Annotated in this window: 11 protein-coding genes; 8 read left to right on the forward strand and 3 right to left on the reverse strand. The window is 70.8% G+C overall.

What is annotated here, in order from left to right; translation table 11 throughout:
* The first annotated feature begins 302 nt into the window (after positions 1 to 302).
* The 3 genes from OHA91_RS14610 (at position 303) to OHA91_RS14620 (ending at position 2,942) form a co-directional block, all read left to right on the forward strand.
* Positions 303 to 1,514, forward strand: a complete 1,212-nt coding sequence (locus OHA91_RS14610) for a pyridoxal phosphate-dependent aminotransferase (protein WP_031149834.1) — start codon at positions 303 to 305, stop codon at positions 1,512 to 1,514.
* A 159-nt stretch (positions 1,515 to 1,673) separates the two neighbouring features.
* Positions 1,674 to 2,066 (forward strand): SCO4983 family protein, encoded by a 393-nt coding sequence (locus tag OHA91_RS14615; protein WP_031149832.1) that lies wholly within the window; start codon positions 1,674 to 1,676, stop codon positions 2,064 to 2,066.
* 231 nt (positions 2,067 to 2,297) lie between these two features.
* The gene (locus tag OHA91_RS14620) at positions 2,298 to 2,942 is read left to right on the forward strand and encodes an RDD family protein (RefSeq protein ID WP_328739335.1); all 645 of its coding nucleotides are present in this window, start codon (positions 2,298 to 2,300) and stop codon (positions 2,940 to 2,942) included.
* Between the two features lie 20 nt (positions 2,943 to 2,962).
* Here OHA91_RS14620 and OHA91_RS14625 read toward each other — a convergent pair whose 3' ends face one another.
* Positions 2,963 to 3,403 carry a hypothetical protein gene (locus OHA91_RS14625; RefSeq protein ID WP_328739336.1) on the reverse strand — a complete coding sequence of 147 codons (441 nt, stop codon included), beginning with the start codon at positions 3,401 to 3,403 and terminating at the stop codon, positions 2,963 to 2,965.
* Between the two features lie 143 nt (positions 3,404 to 3,546).
* On the opposite strand from OHA91_RS14625, the gene OHA91_RS14630 reads away from it, so the two are divergent.
* From OHA91_RS14630 to OHA91_RS14645, 4 genes are read left to right on the forward strand one after another with little or no spacing between them, the layout of a single operon-like run.
* Positions 3,547 to 4,623 (forward strand): substrate-binding domain-containing protein, encoded by a 1,077-nt coding sequence (locus OHA91_RS14630; RefSeq protein WP_328739337.1) that lies wholly within the window; start codon positions 3,547 to 3,549, stop codon positions 4,621 to 4,623.
* 15 nt (positions 4,624 to 4,638) lie between these two features.
* Entirely contained in the window at positions 4,639 to 5,826 is a 1,188-nt protein-coding gene (locus OHA91_RS14635; RefSeq protein WP_031149824.1) for a toxic anion resistance protein, read from the forward strand.
* Positions 5,823 to 7,436 (forward strand): substrate-binding and vWA domain-containing protein, encoded by a 1,614-nt coding sequence (locus OHA91_RS14640; RefSeq protein WP_328739338.1) that lies wholly within the window; start codon positions 5,823 to 5,825, stop codon positions 7,434 to 7,436. The genes OHA91_RS14635 and OHA91_RS14640 overlap by 4 nt, the downstream gene beginning before the upstream one ends.
* On the forward strand, positions 7,423 to 8,034 hold the full coding sequence (locus tag OHA91_RS14645; RefSeq protein WP_031149820.1) for a hypothetical protein: 612 nt from the start codon (positions 7,423 to 7,425) through the stop codon (positions 8,032 to 8,034). The genes OHA91_RS14640 and OHA91_RS14645 overlap by 14 nt, the downstream gene beginning before the upstream one ends.
* A 134-nt stretch (positions 8,035 to 8,168) precedes the next feature.
* Here OHA91_RS14645 and OHA91_RS14650 read toward each other — a convergent pair whose 3' ends face one another.
* A complete protein-coding gene (locus OHA91_RS14650) occupies positions 8,169 to 10,004 on the reverse strand; it encodes a phosphoenolpyruvate carboxykinase (GTP) (RefSeq protein ID WP_031149818.1) in 1,836 nt (611 codons plus the stop codon).
* Positions 10,005 to 10,215: 211 nt separating this feature from the next.
* Here OHA91_RS14650 and trhA point away from each other — a divergent pair, with 211 nt between their 5' ends.
* On the forward strand, positions 10,216 to 10,956 hold the full coding sequence (gene trhA / locus OHA91_RS14655) for a PAQR family membrane homeostasis protein TrhA (protein WP_266498214.1): 741 nt from the start codon (positions 10,216 to 10,218) through the stop codon (positions 10,954 to 10,956).
* 55 nt (positions 10,957 to 11,011) lie between these two features.
* On the opposite strand, the gene OHA91_RS14660 is transcribed toward trhA, so the two are convergent.
* Positions 11,012 to 13,456 carry a galactose oxidase-like domain-containing protein gene (locus tag OHA91_RS14660; protein WP_328739339.1) on the reverse strand — a complete coding sequence of 815 codons (2,445 nt, stop codon included), beginning with the start codon at positions 13,454 to 13,456 and terminating at the stop codon, positions 11,012 to 11,014.
* Positions 13,457 to 13,478 lie beyond the last annotated feature (22 nt).

Below are 13,478 nucleotides of genomic sequence, written 5' to 3' on the forward strand. Positions count from 1 at the left end.
GCGGCCGCATGAGTGCGCGTACTCAGCCCGCATACTCAGCCCGCGCACTCAACCCGGGCACTCGACCCGGACACTCAGTCACCCCGCGCCCGCCCCGATCCCCCAAGGTGACGAGGGCAACACGCATCGCTTCCCCGGAGTTCGCCTCACCCATTCCGCAGGCCGGAGTGCGGCCGCGGCCCCGGATTCCAAGGGAGGAGCGCACGGTCACCCACCCATCGCGCCAATCAGGACAAAACAACCTTCGAGTCTCCGGGCGAAAAGGCAGGTCGAGCCCGCACCCGGGCCCGTAAGCTCCCGTCATGCAGGTGATCCAGTCAACCAAACTCGCCAATGTCTGCTACGAGATCCGCGGCCCCGTGCTCGAAGAGGCCATGCGGCTCGAAGCAGCAGGTCATCGCATCCTCAAGCTCAACACCGGCAACCCCGCGGCCTTCGGCTTCGAGTGCCCGCCGGAGATCCTCGAGGACATGCTCCGCAACCTGGGCACCGCCCACGGCTACGGCGACGCGAAGGGCCTGCTGTCCGCGCGCCGCGCGGTCATGCAGCACTACCAGACCAAGGGCATCGAGCTGGACGTCGAGGACATCTACCTCGGCAACGGCGTCTCCGAGCTGATCACGATGTCGATGCAGGCGCTGCTCGACGACGGCGACGAGGTACTGGTCCCGGCACCGGACTACCCGCTGTGGACGGCTTCCGTCTCCCTGGCCGGCGGCACGGCCGTGCACTACCGCTGCGACGAGCAGTCCGACTGGATGCCGGATCTCGCCGACATCGAGCGCAAGGTCACCGACCGCACCAAGGCGATCGTGATCATCAACCCGAACAACCCGACCGGCGCCGTCTACGACGAGGAGATGCTGCGCGGGCTGACGGACATCGCGCGCCGCCACAACCTGATCGTCTGCTCGGACGAGATCTACGACCGGATCCTGTACGACGGCGCCCAGCACTTCAACACGGCCGCCATCGCCCCGGACGTCCTGACGCTGACCTTCAACGGCCTGTCCAAGAACTACCGGGTCGCGGGCTACCGGGCCGGCTGGATGGCGGTGTGCGGCCCGAAGAAGCACGCCACCGACTACATCGAGGGCCTCACGATCCTCGCGAACATGCGCCTGTGCGCGAACATGCCCTCGCAGCACGCGGTGGCCACCGCACTCGGCGGCCGGCAGTCCATCGAGGACCTGGTCCTGCCCGGCGGGCGGATCCTGGAGCAGCGCAACGTCGCGCACGACCTGCTCACCCGGATCCCGGGCGTCTCCTGCGTGAAGCCGAAGGGCGCGCTGTACGCCTTCCCGAAGCTGGACCCGACGGTCTACAAGATCAAGGACGACCGGCAGATGGTCCTGGACCTGCTGAGGGCCGAGAAGATCATGGTCGTGCACGGTACGGGCTTCAACTGGCCCGAGCCCGACCACTTCCGGATCGTGACCCTGCCCAACGCCAAGGACCTGGCCGACGCCGTGACCCGGATCGGGAACTTCCTGGACGGCTACAGCCAGGCCTGACCGGCTGCCCGACCGGCCGACCGGCCGACCGACCGGCCACCGGGCCGGCAGCCGGATCAAGCCGCCGGACCGCGCATCCTCGGACAACAACAGGATTCAGCTCAACTTTAGAACCAATCCAATGTAGGATGGTCTCCTGACCAGGCAGGAGGCCTCCGCATGTACGAGCCGATCCGCACGAAGCCGGTCGTCCAGCGCATGGGCGGCACCACGGTCGACTACCCCCACAGCAGCCGCGGCGAAGCGCTGGGCATCCAGCTCGCCGGCCACCTCGCGGCCCTCCTCGCCGTCACCGACGAGCTCGGGCTCGACGAGGCCGCCGCCGAGATCGCCGCCCAGGTGACCCGGCTGCGCGGGGACCAGCCGGCCCGGGCACCCCAGGGCCCCGCGGGGGACGCCGCCGCGCTGCACCAGCGCGCCCATGACCTCGCCGCCCGCGCACTCCTCGTCGCCGCGTCCCGCGCCGACACCACCGTCGCGATCCTCGCCGCCGAGCGCATGGACGCGCACGCCGCCGCCCTGGAGTCCCTGGACCTGGCCGGCGCCCTCTAGACGGCCCCGGTCCGGGGCCGCGGAGGCTCCGGACCGGGCGCCATGACCCCTCGGGCAGGCCCTTTCCGGGCCCGCCCGCCGCCCGTCGCGCGGGCAATGAATTGGACAGATCCCGACCTGCCGAACACGATGTTGGCTGAAACATCGCGGCAGCACGGGGGAGGCCGCTCATATGAACCATCTCCTCCACTCCGCTTCGTCCCCGATCGAGCACCCTGGAGAGATGCGCCAATGAGCTTCGGCGATCCGAACAACCCGTACGGCCAGCAGCCCCCGCAGGGCCAGCCCGGCTACGGCCAGCAGGCCCCGCAGGGCGTCCCCCCGCAGTACGGCTACCCGCAGCAGCCGGCGCCGGGCGCGGCCCCCCAGTACGGCTACCCGCAGCAGACCCCGCCGCCGCCGGCCTACGGCGCGTACCCGCCTCCGGGCATGCCCGGCATGCCCGTCGGGATGCCGCCGCTGGCCCACTGGGGCCTGCGCTTCGGCGCGTACCTGCTCGACGCCCTGATCATCGTCGCCCCGATGTACGCGCTCACCGGCATCGGCGTCGCCATCGACGGCGGCGAGAGCGGCGTCGGCGCGGTGCTCGGCCTCGTCGGCTTCCTGTACACGATCGGCATGGGCCTCTTCCAGGTCTACAAGGAAGGCACCACCGGCCAGACGATCGGCAAGAAGGTCGTCGGCATCAGCCTGCACCGCGAGGCCGACGGCGCCACGCTCGGCTTCGGCATGGCCTTCGTCCGCAAGCTGGCGCACTTCCTGGACAGCATCTCCTGCTACCTCGGCTGGCTGTGGCCGCTGTGGGACGAGAAGAAGCAGACCTTCGCCGACAAGGTGTGCAGCACCGTCGTCGTCAAGGTGAACAAGAACGGCTGACCGGGCACCCGACCCACCGGCTACGGAAGCCCCGGTGTCGGGGTCGCCCGCGTGAACTCCGCGCCGGCGACACCGCACCAGGGCACCGTCGCCACCGGCCACACCGGGCCGACCGCCTCCCCGTACTCGGTCGCGCCCGGGGCCACCCCCGGGATCCGCACCAGCGCCTGGGCGGCCCGCCGCCCCGGATCCGCCTCGGCCCGGTCACGGAACTCCACCGTCACGACGTACGCGCCGGCGCCCTCGGCCCGCCCGGTCGCCTCCACCGCGGCCGCCACCCGCCGGCTGGCCGGATCGACACGGCAGCCGGTGACCCGTACGTCCTGGACCGCCGCCCGCGGCGGCGTCTCCTGCGGTTCACCGCCGCTCGCCCACACGTACAGGCCCAGCGGGGCGAACACCAGCAGCCCGGCGATCGTCACCAGGCCGACCAGCCAGCCCTGCCACTTCAACGCGCTCACGCCCATGCCCCGATCCTCCCGGGCGGCCGCCCCGCCCACCAGCACCCGCGAACTCACACAGCATTTCGAAGTGGGACCGCCTGGACACCTGACGTTCACTCAAGACGGCGCGGAATGTGGGTTTCCGTGAGCACGCTGCACCCGTGAGACGCATCCTAGGAATCCTCCTGGGCCTCCTCCTGATCGGCGGCGCGCTCTACGTCGCACTGCAGGGGCAGGAACACCCAGAATCCACGGCAACGAAGACCGTGCGTGGCGTCATCGGTTCGGAGAAGTCCGATTTCTTCCGCGACCCCGACGTCGTCAAGGCCCTTGCCGCCAAGGGCTACATCGTGAAGACGGAGACCTCGGGCTCCTGGGCGATGGACCAACTCGCCCTCAAGGACTTCGACTTCGCCTTCCCCGGCAGCAGTGAACCCGCCAAGGAGGTCGCGGCGGCCGCCGGGCTCAAGGGAGCCCAGGAGACCAAGCCCTTCTACTCCCCGCTCGTCGTGATCGCCAGGCCGGGCGCGGCCGAGGTGCTGGCCGCAGGCGGTCTCGCCGCCATGACCGGCAAGAACTCCGGGACCCTGCTGATGGGCCCCTTCCTCAAGGCCGCCGCCGAGGACCGCACCTGGCAGCAGCTGCCCGGCTCCTCCGCCCACGCCGAGCTGACCGGCACGGTGTTCGTCAAGACCACCGACCCGGCCTCCTCCAACTCCGGCGCGCTCTTCCTCGCCGCCGCCTCCAACGTCGCGAACGGCAACAGCGTCGTCGCGGACGACGCCGGGATCGAGCGGACCGCGCCGCTGATGCGCAAGCTGATCTCCGTCCAGGGCGCCCTGGAGACCAGCAGCGACGACCCCTTCCGGGCCTTCATCAGCGGCAGCGGCGAGCCGCTGATCCTGGTGTACGAGTCCCAGGTCGCCTCGCTGCTGCTGCAGAAGCAGGACCCGGGCGAGATGGTGGTGCTCTACCCGGACACCACCGTGAACACGGCGCACACCTTCGTACCGCTCAGCGACGACGCGAAGGAGCTGGGCTCGGTCCTGGCCACCGATCCGCGACTGCGCGAGCTGGCCGTGCTCCGCGGGTTCCGCCCGCAGGACGGCGTGGCCGAGTTCACCGCCGCCACCGCCCCGCACGCCGACCACCTCAACCCGGGACTCACCGGGATCCGCCAGGTCGGCACACCCACCGTCAAGATCCTCATGGCGCTCGCCCAGCGCGCCAAGGGCTAGGGGGACTTCAGACACATGACCTTGACACCTCCCGAGGACACCCCGCTCGTCCTCAGCGCCCCCGAGCCCGTCGCCCCCGTCCGCAAGGAGCAGGCCGCCGGACTCGTACCGCTCCAGGACGGCGTCCACGACGAGATGGCCCGCAGGGCCGGAGAGTACGTCGGCTCGCTCGCCGGGACCGACGCCCGCTCCCCCGAGTTCGCGCAGCGCATCGGCGAGATCACCGCACTCGGCTCGGCCGACATCCGCACCGCCGCCCAGCAGTCCAACCGGATGCTGGAGCGGGCCGTGCGCTCCCTCGGCTCCGACGGCGGCGGCGACGCCCAGGCGCGCGTCGCCGGCTCCCTGGTCGAGCTGCGGCGCACGGTCGAGGACCTCGACCCGCGGGACACGCCCGTCAAGGGCGCCCGCAAGCTGCTGGCGAAGCTGCCGGGCGGCAACAGGTTCCGCGACCACGTGGCGAAGTACGCCTCCTCGCAGGCCACCCTGAACCGGATCGTGGGGGCGCTGCGCAGCGGCCAGGACGAGCTGCGCCGCGACAACGCGGCCCTGCACACCGAGCGCTCCCGACTGTGGGAGACGATGGGCAAGCTCCAGGAGTACGCGGTCCTCACCGAGGCCCTGGACGGCGCCGTCGCCCAGCGGGTCGCCGAGACCGAGCACACGGACCCGCAAGGAGCCGACGCGCTGCGCGCGGACGTGCTCTTCCCGCTCCGGCAGAAGCACCAGGACCTGCTGACGCAGCTGGCCGTCTGCGCCCAGGGCTACCTGGCGATGGACGTGGTCCGGCGCAACAACGACGAGCTGATCAAGGGCGTCGACCGGGCGGCCACGACCACCGTCTCGGCGCTGCGCATCGCGGTGATGCTGGCCTCGGCGCTGGAGAGCCAGCGCACGGTGATCGAGCAGGTCAACGCCCTGAAGGGAACCACGGAGGGCCTGATCCGGGGCAACGCGGACATGCTGTCCGCGCAGAGCGGCGAGATCCAGCGGATCGCGGCCGATCCGGCGGTGGGCGCGGAGACCCTGCGGACGGCCTTCGCGCAGATCTACAAGACGCTGGACGCGATCGACACCTTCAAGGTGCAGGCCACCGAGAACATGGCGGCGACGGTGGAGTCCCTGGCCGGTGAGCTGCAGAACGCGTCGGCGTACCTGGCGCGGACGCGGACCGCCGGTGCCCTTGAGGGCGGTGCCCTGTGAGGGGGCGTACGGGCCGCGCCTGGATCGCCGGTCTGGTCCTCGCCTCGCTCGTCGGCGCGAGCGGCTGCACCTCCGACGGGCCCGCGGGGCCGGCGGAGACGGCCCACCGGGAGGGAACCCTGCGGGTGCTGGCCTCCAGCGAGCTCGCGGACATGGAGCCGGTGCTGGAGCAGGCCCGAAAGACGACCGGCGTCACCGTGAAGCTCACGTGGTCCGGGACGCTGGACGCCGCCGAGCAGGTCGCCTCCGGGCAGGCCGACGGCAAGTACGACGCGATCTGGCTCTCCTCCAACGACTACCTGCGGCTGCGGCCCGAGGCCGTCGGAAAGCTCTCCAGCGAGACCCCGGTGATGTCCTCGCCCGTCGCCCTCGGGGTGAAGCCGGAGGCGCTGGCCCGGCTCGGCTGGCAGCCCGGGGAGGTGACCTGGCCGGCGGTGCACGAGGCCGTCGCCGCCGGGAAGCTGACGTACGGGATGACCGACCCGGTGCGCTCCAACTCCGGTTTCTCCGCGCTGGTCTCGGTGGCCTCGGGGCTGTCGGGGGCGCAGGCGGCGCTGAGCGACGCGGACGTGAAGGCGGCGACGCCCCGGCTGAAGGAGTTCTTCGCCGGGCAGAAGCTGACGTCGGGCTCCTCGGGCTGGCTCGTGGCCGCGTACGGCAAGCGCGGGGACGTGGACGCGCTGGTGAACTACGAGTCGGTGCTGCTGTCCATGAACCGTGACGCGAAGGGCTCCGGCGCCCCGCTGACGGTGGTCCGGCCGCGCGACGGTGTGGTCACGGCCCACTACCCGCTGACCCTGCTGACCTCGGCCCCGGCCGGGGCCCGTGATGCGGGGCGGGCGCTGACGGACTACCTGCGCGGCCCGCAGGCGCAGCAGGCGATCACCGGGCAGACCTTCCGCCGGCCGGTCGCGGCCGGGGTGGCGCCGGCCGCCGGGCTGGACCAGGAGAAGCGGCGCGAGCTGCCGTTCCCCGGCTCGCGCGTCGTCGCAGACGGGCTGCTGGCCAGTTACGAGAACGAGCTGCGCAGGCCGTCGCGGACGGTGTACGTGCTGGACACCTCGGGTTCGATGAGCGAGGAGGACCGCATCGGGCGGCTGAGGTCGGCGCTCACCGACCTGACGGGCACGGGCGCTTCGGGTACGGGTCGGCGCTTCCGGGACCGCGAGGAGGTCACGCTGCTGCCCTTCGGGTCGAAGGTGAAGGAGGTGAACACGCACGTGGTGGAGCCGGGCAATCCGGGGCCGGCCCTGGACGCGATCCGCCGGGACGTGAAGTCGCTGGAGCCGGACGGCGGGACGGCGGTCTACGGCAGCCTGGAGGCGGCGTACGAGCAGCTCGGCAAGGGCGGCACCGACGCCTTCACCTCGATCGTGCTGATGACGGACGGCGAGAACACCGAGGGCGTCGGGGCCGAGCACTTCGACTCCTTCTACGCCAAGCTGCCCCAGGCGCAGAAGCGGACGCCGGTCTTCGCCGTGCTGTTCGGCGACTCGGACCGCAAGGAGCTCACCCACATCACCGAACTGACCGGCGGGAGGCTCTTCGACGCCACCGGCGGGAAGGGTTCGCTGGCCGGAGCCTTCGAGGAGATCCGTGGCTACCAGTAGGGCGACCGGGGTCCTGACGTACCTGGAGTCGAGGAAGAACCTGGCCGGCTCGGCCTGCGGGGTGGCCGGGCTGGCCCTCACCCTGGCCGGGGTGGCCGGTGCGTACTGGCCGCTGGTGGTCGCCGGGCTGTACGGGGCGGGCGCGCTGATCGCCCCGCCGGAGCGGACGGCGCCGCCGCCCTTCGATCCGCGTGAGGAGCTCGGGGTCCTGCGCGAGGACTTCGGGCGGCTGCGCGGGTACGTCGCCGGGGTGGAGCTGCCGTCGGGGCCCGGGGAGGCGCTCGCGGAGCTGCTGGAGCTGTACGGGGCGCTGCTGGAGCCGGGGTGGGTGGCGGATGTGCTGGCGGCCGACCCGGAGGCGGTGCACACGGTGTCGCGGGCGGTCCGGCAGGACGTGCCGGAGAGCGTGGACGCGTACAACCGGACCCGCTGGTGGAGCCGGATGGCGCCGGGCGGCGAGTCGCCGGAGCGGCATCTGGAGCGGCAGCTGGGGCTCCTGCGCGAGGAGGCGCAACGCGTAACGGCGGGCCTCCACGAGGTGGAGGCCCGCCGTCAGCAGACGCACACGACCTACCTGGAGGAGCGCGGACGCTCCTGACGGGACGGGTCGGTGCTGCGGTGGGCGCCGCTTGGTCGGGGGCTCCCACAGCGGTGGGACGCCGCTTGGTCGGGGGCTCCCACGTTCATCGGCCCTTGTTTCAGGGCGTGCCCTTCCTCAGGGCGTGTCCCGGCTCAGCCCAGGCGCTCCACGAGTGCGTGGTACTGCTCCCACAGCTCCTTGGGAGTGTGGTCGCCGTAGGTGTTGAGGTGCTCGGGGACCAGGGCGGCCTCCTCGCGCCAGACCTCCTTGTCGACGGTGAGGAGGAAGTCGAGGTCCTCGGCCGGGAGGTCCAGGCCGTCGAGGTCGAGGGAGTCCTTGGTCGGCAGGATGCCGATGGGGGTCTCGACGCCTTCGGCGGTGCCGTCGAGGCGGCCGACGATCCACTTCAGGACGCGGCTGTTCTCGCCGAAGCCGGGCCACACGAACTTGCCCGCGTCGTTCTTGCGGAACCAGTTCACGTAGTAGATCTTCGGGAGCTTGGCGGCGTCCGCGGAGGCGCCGACCTTGACCCAGTGGGCCATGTAGTCGCCCATGTTGTAGCCGCAGAACGGCAGCATGGCGAAGGGGTCGCGGCGCAGCTCGCCGACCTTGCCCTCGGCGGCGGCGGTCTTCTCGGAGGCGATGTTCGAGCCGATGAAGACGCCGTGGTTCCAGTCGAAGGACTCGGTGACCAGCGGCACCGCGGAGGCGCGGCGGCCGCCGAAGAGGATCGCGGAGATCGGGACGCCCTTGGGGTCCTCCCACTCGGCGGCGATCGTCGGGCACTGGGAGGCCGGGACGGCGAAGCGGGCGTTGGGGTGGGCGGCCGGGGTCGCGGACTCCGGGGTCCAGTCGTTGCCCTTCCAGTCGATCAGGTGGGCGGGCGCCTCTTCGGTCATGCCCTCCCACCAGACGTCGCCGTCGTCGGTGAGCGCGACGTTGGTGAAGACGGTGTTGGCGTACATGGTCTTCATGGCGTTGGCGTTGGTGTGCTCGCCGGTGCCGGGGGCGACGCCGAAGAAGCCGGCCTCGGGGTTGATCGCGTAGAGGCGGCCGTCCTCGCCGAAGCGCATCCAGGCGATGTCGTCGCCGATGGTCTCGACCGTCCAGCCGGGGATCGTGGGCTCCAGCATGGCGAGGTTGGTCTTGCCACAGGCGGACGGGAAGGCGGCGGCAAGGTACGTCGGCTCAACGGCCTCGCCCTCGCCGGCCGGCGGGGTGAGCTTGAGGATGAGCATGTGCTCGGCGAGCCAGCCCTCGTCGCGGGCCATGACGGACGCGATGCGCAGGGCGTAGCACTTCTTGCCGAGCAGGGCGTTGCCGCCGTAGCCGGATCCGTAGGACCAGATCTCACGGGACTCGGGGAAGTGCGAGATGTACTTGGTGGTGTTGCACGGCCACGGCACGTCGGCCTCGCCCTCGGCCAGCGGAGCACCGAGGGTGTGGACGGCCTTGACGAAGAAGCCGTCGGTGCCGAGCTCGTCGAGGACGGGCTTGCCCATGCGGGTCATGGTGCGCATGGCGACGGCGACGTAGGCGGAGTCGGTGATCTCGACGCCGATCGCGGAGAGCTCGGAGCCGAGGGGGCCCATGCAGAACGGGACGACGTACATCGTCCGGCCCTTCATGGAGCCGCGGAAGATGCCCTTCTCTCCCGCGAAGATCTCCTTCATCTCCGCCGGGGCCTTCCAGTGGTTGGTCGGGCCCGCGTCCTCCTCCTTCTCGGAGCAGATGTAGGTCCGGTCCTCGACGCGCGCGACGTCGGAGGGGTCGGAGGCGGCGTAGTAGGAGTTCGGGCGCTTCGTCTCGTCGAGCTTCTTGAACGTTCCCTTGGCGACGAGCTCCTCGCACAGGCGCTCGTACTCGCCCTCGGAGCCGTCGCACCAGACGACGCGGTCCGGCTGGGTGAGGGCTGCGATCTCGTCCACCCAGGAGATCAGCTCCTGGTGAGTCGTCGGGATGGTGGGAGCCGCGTTGTCGCGCGCCACGATTGCTCCTTGTTGAGGGGTTTGTTTGGTGTAGGCCCCGTGGGGGCTGCGACCCGGACGCTTCGCGCTCCGCTCATCCGGTGTCGACCGCACTCATCTGATCATCCGGTGGATGTGCGCATATGTCCAGAGGGCCTCTCACGTGAGCATTGCCACGTCCGTCAATCTTCCGTAAAGAGGATGAGCGGAAACCTACGGACCCGTAGGTAGCATGGCGCGCATGACTTCTGACGCCGCCGCCGTCCCCGCCCCCGAGGCCCCCGAGGCCGCCGCGGCCTCCCCGGTCATCGAGGCCGCGGAAGCCGTCGAGTCCGCAATCGAGGCCAAGCCGCTGCTGCGCGGCTGGCTCCATCTCGGCATGTTCCCCGCCGTCGTCGTCGCCGGCCTCGCGCTGATGGCCTTCACCGACTCGACCCGGGCCCGCGTCGCCTGCGGCGTCTACATCCTCACCGCCTGCCTGCTCTTCGGCGTGAGCGCGGTCTACCACCGCGGGACCTGGGGCCCGCGCGGCGAAGCCATCCTGCGACGGCTCGACCACGCCAACATCTTCCTGATCATCGCGGGCACCTACACCCCGCTGACCGTCCTGCTGCTCCCGCCCTCCACCGGCCGGACCCTGCTGTGGGCGGTGTGGATCGCGGCCGCCGCCGGCATCGCCTTCCGCGTCTTCTGGGTCGGCGCCCCGCGCTGGCTCTACACCCCCTGCTACATCGCCATGGGCTGGGCCGCCGTCTTCTTCCTGCCCGACTTCATGCGCACCGGCGGCATCGCCGTCCTCGTCCTGGTGATCGTCGGCGGCCTCCTCTACAGCGTCGGCGGGGTCATCTACGGCATGAAGCGGCCCAACCCCTCCCCCCGCTTCTTCGGCTTCCACGAGGTCTTCCACTCGCTGACCCTCGCGGCCTTCGTCGCCCACTACGTCGGCATCTCGCTCGCCGCCTACCAGCACTGAGCCCGCCGGGAGGGGCCCGGCCGCACCCTCGCGGCCGGGCCCCTCCTCCGTGCGTTCAGCAGGCGTAGCCGTCGCCGTCAGGGTCCAGCCGCAGCGGATCGCTGCCGTTGACCTTCAGGCGCTTCGGGTACGCGTGGGAGGCCAGCCACTCGCAGCGGGCCTTCGTCGTCGCCTTCACCTCGGCCGGGAACCGGGTCGGCACGCACACGTTGGCCGTGCCGTAGTGCCGGTCGCAGCCCGCCACGCTCGGCGGGACCGGGACGGAGTCCCGCTGGGCCGGGTTCTGCTTGGCCGGCCCCAGCCTGTCCGCGAAGGTGTGCTCGTGCGCGGACGGCTGCTCCTGGGCGGCCGCCAGCGCGGACGGACCGCCCAGGTGCACCCACGTCGCGATCGACGGGACGCCGTTGGCGTCGACCGCGAAGAGCATGTACCAGCCGGGCGGCGCCAGGTTGGGGTTGCTCGTGACGTTCAGGTCGATGTTGTTGCCGTCCACCGTCATCGGCAGGTCCACGAACCGCTGGTTCGGGTCCGAGGAGTGCGTCACCGCCGCCGGGCGGATCAGCTCCGCCTTGGCGATCGGCCGGTTCACGGTGATCCGCTGCGTGTCCCCGTACACCCACTGCGTGTCGATCACCGAGGTGATCTGCGGGCGGGCGCCCTTGAACAGGTACGGCGGCGTGTAGATCGACACGTTGTGGTTGTAGGTGCCGTTGCCCGGGTTGTCGCCCACCGACATGACCCGCCCGTCGGGCATCAGGAACGACGCCGAGTGATAGGTCCTCGGGATCGGATCGGTCGCCAGGCCCGCCTGGTAGCTGTTGGTGGCCGGGTCGAAGAACGAGGCCTCGAAGACCGGGTCGGCCCGGTCGTGCAGCCCGCCGCCCGTCTCCAGCACCTTGCCGTCCGGCAGCAGCACCGCCGAGACGTACATCTTGCCCTCGGCGCCGGTCTGCGGCCGCTTCCCGGTGCCCGTGTCGACCAGGCCCTGGGGCAGGTCCGGGCCGGCCGTGTAGGCGGGGCTCGGCTTCTTCAGGTCGATGATGTCGGTGATCCGGTTCGCCGCCGGGTTGCGTTCGTTGTTGCCGCCGCCGATCGTCAGGACCCGCTGGTCCTGGGCCGGGGGCAGCAGCACGCTCGCCGACTCGTCCCGCTCGTCCTTGTTGCGCAGGCCCGGCACGTCGGTGATGGTGTTGGCGTCGTAGTCGTAGATCGAGGCACCCGTCCCCGGGGTGCCGTTGCCGAAGGTGTGGCTGCCCGAGTAGAAGAGCCGCCCGTCCTGCATCAGGATCATCGACGGGTACAGGCCCCAGTACGACCAGGTCTGGTTGACCTCGTTCATCGGCAGCCACTTGTTCTGCGCCGCCGAGAACTTCTCCGCGGTCACGTTGCCCGTGGAGTCCTCCTTCAGCCCGCCGAAGGAGATCACGTCACCGTTGCCGAGGACCGTCGCCGACGGATACCAGTGCCCGCCGTTCATGTCGTTCGTCCTCGTGTACGTCTCGGTGACCGGGTCGAAGGTGTACGAGTCCTTCAGCCCCTGGTAGCCGATCGAACCGTCGGCCGACGGATAGCCCTTGTTCCCGCTCATCACCAGCACCCGGCCGTCCGACAGCTGCACGTGCCCCGCGCAGAACATGTCGACCGGCGTCGGGATGGTCTTGAACGACCCGTTCGCAGGGTCGTAGACGGCGGACGTGAAGGTGCCCGCGTTGAACTGCGCGATGTCGTTGCCCGAGCCCGCGATCAGCAGCACCTTGCCGCCCCCAGAGCCTCCGGCCTGGGAGGTGCCCCCGTTCAGCACGACCGCGTGCATGGAGCGCACCGGGTTCTGCGCCGGGATCACCTGCCACTTGCCCTTCGCGCACTCCTCCGCCGTACCCGAACAGGCCGGCTGCGGAGGGACCGCCCCCACCTCCTCCAGCGCGTAGTCGTCGGAGGTGAGCGTGCCCACGCCGTACACCGACAGACCCCAGGCGATCTTGTCCGTGTTCGGCGGGACGACCGGCGTACGGACCTCCGTACGCGCCCACCCGGCACTGACGGGCGGATTCTGCAGGTCGGTCCAGTACTGCCAGCCCGACGTCGTGTCACGGCGGAACACCGTCACCGACACGTCCGGGGTGTTCGACTTGTACCAGGCGGACAGGTCGTACTGCCTGCCCGGCGTCACCGTCGGCGCACACGTGGTGTTCTCGGTGACCAGCGCCTTGCGGTCGCCGTCCACCCGACGGGTCAGGGACACCTTCATCGCCTTGGTGCCGCTGTGCGCGTCGGCGACGGTCGAGAAGGTGAAGTCGTTGTCGCCCCAGCCGGACTTGGACCAGCAGGACGGCATGTCGGAGCCGGCGGCGCCGGCGGTCTCGAAACCGGGATTGGAGAGCAGATTGGGCGGACCGGCCGTGGCCTGCTGCGGTGCGGTGAGCAGCAGACCCGCGGTCATCGCCCCGACGGCGAGCAGTGCGGCACGCCGCCCCGCCCTCCGCCGGAAGATCGGACGCATGGAAAGGTTCCTTTCTGTGCGG

The sequence above is a fragment of the Streptomyces erythrochromogenes genome (assembly GCF_036170895.1).
Lineage (GTDB): Bacteria > Actinomycetota > Actinomycetes > Streptomycetales > Streptomycetaceae > Streptomyces > Streptomyces erythrochromogenes.

Bases quoted from the DNA above. Each gene is read 5' to 3' on its own strand.
- trhA (WP_266498214.1), top strand. From the start codon at position 10,216: ATGGCGCGCATGACTTCTGACGCCGCCGCCGTCCCCGCCCCCGAGGCC.
- OHA91_RS14660 (WP_328739339.1), bottom strand. From the start codon at position 13,456: ATGCGTCCGATCTTCCGGCGGAGGGCGGGGCGGCGTGCCGCACTGCTC.
- OHA91_RS14615 (WP_031149832.1), top strand. From the start codon at position 1,674: ATGTACGAGCCGATCCGCACGAAGCCGGTCGTCCAGCGCATGGGCGGC.
- OHA91_RS14635 (WP_031149824.1), top strand. From the start codon at position 4,639: ATGACCTTGACACCTCCCGAGGACACCCCGCTCGTCCTCAGCGCCCCC.
- OHA91_RS14610 (WP_031149834.1), top strand. From the start codon at position 303: ATGCAGGTGATCCAGTCAACCAAACTCGCCAATGTCTGCTACGAGATC.
- OHA91_RS14620 (WP_328739335.1), top strand. From the start codon at position 2,298: ATGAGCTTCGGCGATCCGAACAACCCGTACGGCCAGCAGCCCCCGCAG.